4 protein-coding genes and 2 pseudogenes are annotated in these 4983 nt (G+C 51.0%); 3 read left to right on the forward strand and 3 right to left on the reverse strand.

What is annotated here, in order from left to right:
* Nucleotides 1-2: 2 nt before the first annotated feature.
* Nucleotides 3-116, forward strand: a pseudogene (locus AN189_RS19645) (IS6 family transposase); the annotation flags it as partial.
* A 23-nt stretch (nt 117-139) separates the two neighbouring features.
* Here AN189_RS19645 and AN189_RS18590 read toward each other — a convergent pair.
* Both AN189_RS18590 and AN189_RS19445 read right to left on the reverse strand, forming a co-directional pair.
* Nucleotides 140-1334, reverse strand: a pseudogene (locus AN189_RS18590) (IS3 family transposase).
* 458 nt (nt 1335-1792) lie between these two features.
* Nucleotides 1793-1936, reverse strand: coding sequence for a hypothetical protein (locus AN189_RS19445; RefSeq protein ID WP_172794955.1), 144 nt, complete (start codon nt 1934-1936; stop codon nt 1793-1795).
* 19 nt (nt 1937-1955) lie between these two features.
* Here AN189_RS19445 and AN189_RS18600 point away from each other — a divergent pair, with 19 nt between their 5' ends.
* Nucleotides 1956-2726 carry a DUF3800 domain-containing protein gene (locus tag AN189_RS18600; RefSeq protein ID WP_301281467.1) on the forward strand — a complete coding sequence of 257 codons (771 nt, stop codon included), beginning with the start codon at nt 1956-1958 and terminating at the stop codon, nt 2724-2726.
* A gap of 135 nt (nt 2727-2861) precedes the next feature.
* Here AN189_RS18600 and AN189_RS18605 read toward each other — a convergent pair whose 3' ends face one another.
* A complete protein-coding gene (locus AN189_RS18605) occupies nt 2862-3830 on the reverse strand; it encodes an IS1595 family transposase (protein WP_056039668.1) in 969 nt (322 codons plus the stop codon).
* A 125-nt stretch (nt 3831-3955) separates the two neighbouring features.
* Between AN189_RS18605 and AN189_RS18610 the strand changes: the two genes are divergently transcribed.
* On the forward strand, nt 3956-4831 hold the full coding sequence (locus AN189_RS18610) for an ATP-binding cassette domain-containing protein (RefSeq protein ID WP_056039672.1): 876 nt from the start codon (nt 3956-3958) through the stop codon (nt 4829-4831).
* Nucleotides 4832-4983: the final 152 nt, after the last annotated feature.

Here is a 4983-nt window from a genome sequence, read left to right on the forward strand (position 1 = left end):
TTCTGTGTGCGGTTCGGATGTATTTGCGATACCCACTGCCTTATCAAGATGTGACGGACCTGCTGGCGGAACGCGGTGTGGATGTTGATCGCTCGACGGTCTTTCGTTGGGTGCAGAAGCTTAAGTTGCCCCTAGTTTCCTAGACGCCTGCCTCGTTCATTTTCTGCTGTTTCATTTCATAGTCAACCGGTGACAGCATGCCGTTGTTCGTGTGCTTGCGTGTTGGGTTGTAGAACATCTCGATGTAGTCGAATACGTCCTGCCTTGCTGCGTCGCGTGTCAGGTATGTTCGCCGCCTGATCCGTTCGCGTTTCAACAGGTGAAAGAAGCTCTCTGCGACCGCATTGTCATGGCAATTTCCGCGTCTGCTCATGCTGGCATCCAGATTGTGCTTGCTGAGAAACGATTGCCACTCTTTGCCAGTGAATTGGGAACCTAGGTCGGAATGGATCAAGACCCTATGCTTTGGTTTACGCCGCCAAACAGCGCCCAACAATGCCTGCAAGGCAAGATCAGATGTCATGCGGGACTGCATGGACCAACCGACGACGCGCCTTGAGAACAGATCGATCACAACGGCCAGATAAGACCAACCTTCGTGCGTCTTGATGTATGTGATGTCTGTCACCCACACTCGGTCAGGCGCTTCAACTCCAAACTGCCGATCTAGGGTGTTGTCAGCAACGACAGCAGGCTTGCCACCATACCGCCCAGATCGACGTTTGTATCCGATCTGCGCTGCAATGCCTGCCAAGCTGGCCAAACGCGCCACACGGTTCTCAGAACAGGTCTCGCCTGCATCGCGCAGGTCATCAGTCAACCTCCGGTATCCGTAGACCCTTCCGCTGTCCGTCCAGGCCTGATGGATCAGCTTTGTCTGACGCGCATCTTCGAGCGCACGCTGGCTTAACGGTTCCTTAAGCCATGCATAGAAACCGCTGAAATGAACCATCAGCACACGGCACATCGACCGCACTGAAAACTCTGCACGGTGAGCCTCTATGAACGCGTACTTCACTGAGACTCGCGCGCGAAGTACGCGCGCGTCCATTGTCCTCGGACCAATGGCGGACAAAGGCCACGCCCTTCTTTAGAATGGTGCGTTCCTCGGTCACCAGGGCCAGCTCTTTCTTAAGCCGCTTAATCTCAGCAGCTTGTTCCGCGACCTCAGATCGGACGTGCGGTGACTTCGCAAACTGAGACTTCCAAGTGTACAGCGATTTGGTGCTAATCCCCAGCCGCTCAGCCACTTCGCTCACCGAATAACCACGCTCAACAACCTGCGCTACAGCGTCCTGCTTAAACTCATCCGTAAACCGAATTCCCTTACTCATATCCGTCTCTCCTTGGTTCCAAAATTAGGCGATTGTATATTTGACAAACCCTTTGGTTAGCGGGATGCTCGGACTCTGCTTTAGGGAGATTCGAGTATGATCGGCGTTACGTTCAACATTAAGTATGACGATGATTACAGTAACCGTTATCGGAAGTTACACGACAGGTTGGCGGACTTTGTCATAGTAGAAGACAAGAGCACATCGTGCCTGTTCTTGGACACAGACGATGCGGATGCTGTTCATACGGCATTGTACGGCGCTTTGGACTACAAGAAAGACGTGGCAATAGTATTCACAACCTACGCCCACACCTTCAAGAGTTTCGGCCCCACATAAAACGCTGCTCGACTTGAACGGGGACGCGGCAAATTCGGTAGGCAAACCACATTGCCAATTTGATGCGAAGTAATTTCATGGGTATTATGATACCCCACCCTTTGAGGTATTTCAATACCTCACTTTTCGTCATTGTCCTTGGGTTTCTGCTTCACCAGATTGCCCAGCTTTTCGTTGAACTTCGCTTCGTCGTCGTCCGCACCGATCTCGCGGGCGGCTTCCTTGAAGCGGTCTAGTTGACTCTTTTCTCTGTTATGCTGCATCACTTCCCTCATGTATCGTATGTACCTAGACGAGCATGGCGTTGACCGGATGACACGCCTTGACCTCGAAAAATTTCGTTACCTTAGCCTGACAGGCGTGGTGATGAAAGTTGAACACGCAAGAGACTACTTGGTGCCCGCATTCAACCGCATTAAGGCGGAGGTCTTTGACGAAGACCCAGACACTCCAATTTGTTTCCACAGGTCGGATATTCGCCAGAGCAAAGGGCCGTTCGAATGCCTGAAATCTCCAGAGGTTAGGGCGCATTTTGATGAGCAAATCCTCCGCGTCTTCAATGAGGCTGAATACACGGTAATTACCGTATTGGTAGACAAGCAGGAGCTAGCGCTCAAGAACCACTGGGAAAGAACCCATCCCTACCACGTTCTCATGGAGGTGATTGTTGAAAAATATGCCCAACTGCTTAAGCGGAAGTTTTCTATCGGTGATATCATGCCAGAGGCCAGGTCCAAACCCCAGGACCAGGCGCTACAGGACGAGTTTCTTCACTTTAAGAACGAAGGAACTCGCTTTGCGCCAAGGGCATTGGTGCAGGAGCGAATCCCTTCATCAAATCTGAAGTTCAGAACCAAAAAGGATAACGTGGCAGGGCTTCAGCTTTGCGATCTTTTGGCCCATCCTTCGCACTACACGATCCGAAGCAACATGGGGCACCAAGTGCAAGAAGCTCCCTTTGCGAGCAAGGTTTCCGCGATCCTAGGAAACCAGAAGTATGATCGGTCTGCATATGGTAAGATTTGGGGGTATGGAGCCAAGCACATCCCCTAAAGACTAGAGGGGAGCGCAAGCGCTCCCCCCGATGGATTATGTACCGTCAAATACCGACCGCTTTCGCATCGGGTTGCTTTTAATATAGGGCATAATTCCGATTCCGTCAAGCGAATCAGTCACTTATTGCCTAACTTATTGATTAGGCTGATGATATGTCAGCCGCTTCCCGACTGCCCCAGTTAGAGCGATTGCGCCGCGCTCGGCATCGTCAACACCGTTGGCTACGCGGTTGTTGTAACGAAAGTCGAACTCCGCAGCATAGCGGTGCAGGTGTTGCTTGCCGCAGTGCTGATAGACACCCTTCATGCCGCGCTTGAAGATGCTGTAAAAGCCTTCGACGGTGTTGGTGTGAATTTCGCTGTCATTATAATCGACATACTGACCGGCGCTGTGATTGGTCCAGCCGTGAGCGTCGAATACCTTGCCAGCGCCGATGCCCTGATACTGGCGGGCTTCGTCGGTCATGACGTAGGCTTCGCGGGCGATGTTCTCTTGCAGGATCGGGATCAGCGTGGACTTCTTGAGGTCGTCCACAACGATAGACTTGGCACGTTTGGTCGTGCGATCCACCAGCGTCACCATTTTCATCTTGTGAGAGCCGCCACGGGCGTTCTTCGCTTTCTTAACGCCGGGTTCCTTGCCGATGAAGGTTTCGTCAACCTCGACAATGCCACCATTGCCGCCAAAGCCAGCCAGCGCGCCGTCGCGCATACATTCGCGGATGCGGTGGGTAAGGAACCAAGCGGACTTGTAGGTGATGCCCAGAACGCGGTGAAGCTGGTGGCTGCTGATGCCCTTCTTGCTGGACACCATCAGGTGAATGGCTTGCAGCCACAGGTGCAACGGCAGGTGGCTTTCCTCAAAGATTGTGCCCTTGCGAACGGTGAACTGCTTACGGCACTCGCGGCACTTCCACAGGCCGTGACGCTCTTTGCCCTCGGGGTTCTTCTTGCTGGGCTTCGTCATGACGCCAGTCAGACGATAGGCGCTGTCGATCACGCCACAGTGGGGGCATACCGGACCATCGGCCCAAAGCATCGCTTCAACGTGCGCAAACGCTGCGGCTTCGTCGTGCATGTAAGGGGCGGAAAGAACGGACATGGCGGATACCTCTGATTTCTTCAATCAGATATAGGGAATTCGCTTGGGTTTGTCAAATATACAATCGCCTTTTAATTCCAGCGGTTGCTTTGTATCTGGTGGCCGCTGGTGATCTGACAATTGGTATGTTTTATGCTGTGACCGTCTATACAAAGATGTTTTCCAGTGGAGTTGACTCAATTGTTGGGTTTGGGATGGGAATTATCTCTGCGCGCGTACAACTCGAGCGATTATCCGACATTATATTGGAACCTTCTGACACGCCACTGACTGAATTGACTGAGACGTTTGATATTACTGCAAAGACGAAAAATGAGGGTGGGTCTACTGAGCAGGCTATTTCCTTCGAAACACTGGAACTATGTGCTGTTTCTTACTCATATGAAGGGGGCAACACCGAAGTTCTTAAGGATGTTTCTTTGTCAGTCGCACGTGGGGATCGAATTTGTATCCTGGGTCAATCGGGAGCAGGTAAAAGCACTCTGCTTAAATTGATCACATCCCTTGAAGAACCCACCTCCGGTCAGGTGTTGGTAAACGGCCAAACGGCGATAGATCTGGGAAAACGCAATGTCAGGCGAGGCATTGGTTTATTGATGCAAAGCGATGTGCTGTTCGCGGGAACAGTTGTCGACAATATTTGTATTGGCGGCAGTGTTGATATTAATAACGTCATCGAAGCTCTCCAAGCCGCGCAATTTTACGACGAAGTAGATGCCATGGTCATGGGGGTAAACACTCCGATAGGAGATATGGGCGACGCCCTTTCAGCAGGCCAAAAACAGCGGTTATTATTGGCGCGCGCATTGTATAAAAAACCAAATTTTTTAGTCTTGGATGAAGGAACCGCGAACCTAAATTCAACCATAAAACACAAAATTTTTGAGAACCTTATCAAGCAAGAAATTGCGTTGATATTTACTAGTCACGATAGCGAGATAACACAGTATGCCGATACAATTTACGAGTTAGAGGAAGGGAAGCTTCAACTTGTTGAATAGCTTATTGGGTTAAACTGGAAATGTGCTACGGGCACGGGCATTATGTTAGTTGGCTACGGATGCCGCTGTCGCTGTCGCTATTTATGTTTTTAATCGATACCCAAATCCTTCAAAACTGCAATTTAGGGGTCTGATGGGGGCTGTTGCATTAA

This window comes from Loktanella sp. 3ANDIMAR09 (assembly GCF_001420005.1).
Classification (GTDB): domain Bacteria; phylum Pseudomonadota; class Alphaproteobacteria; order Rhodobacterales; family Rhodobacteraceae; genus Loktanella.

Bases quoted from the DNA above. Each gene is read 5' to 3' on its own strand.
- AN189_RS19445 (WP_172794955.1), bottom strand. From the start codon at position 1,936: ATGCAGCATAACAGAGAAAAGAGTCAACTAGACCGCTTCAAGGAAGCC.
- AN189_RS18600 (WP_301281467.1), top strand. From the start codon at position 1,956: ATGTACCTAGACGAGCATGGCGTTGACCGGATGACACGCCTTGACCTC.
- AN189_RS18605 (WP_056039668.1), bottom strand. From the start codon at position 3,830: ATGTCCGTTCTTTCCGCCCCTTACATGCACGACGAAGCCGCAGCGTTT.
- AN189_RS18610 (WP_056039672.1), top strand. From the start codon at position 3,956: ATGTTTTATGCTGTGACCGTCTATACAAAGATGTTTTCCAGTGGAGTT.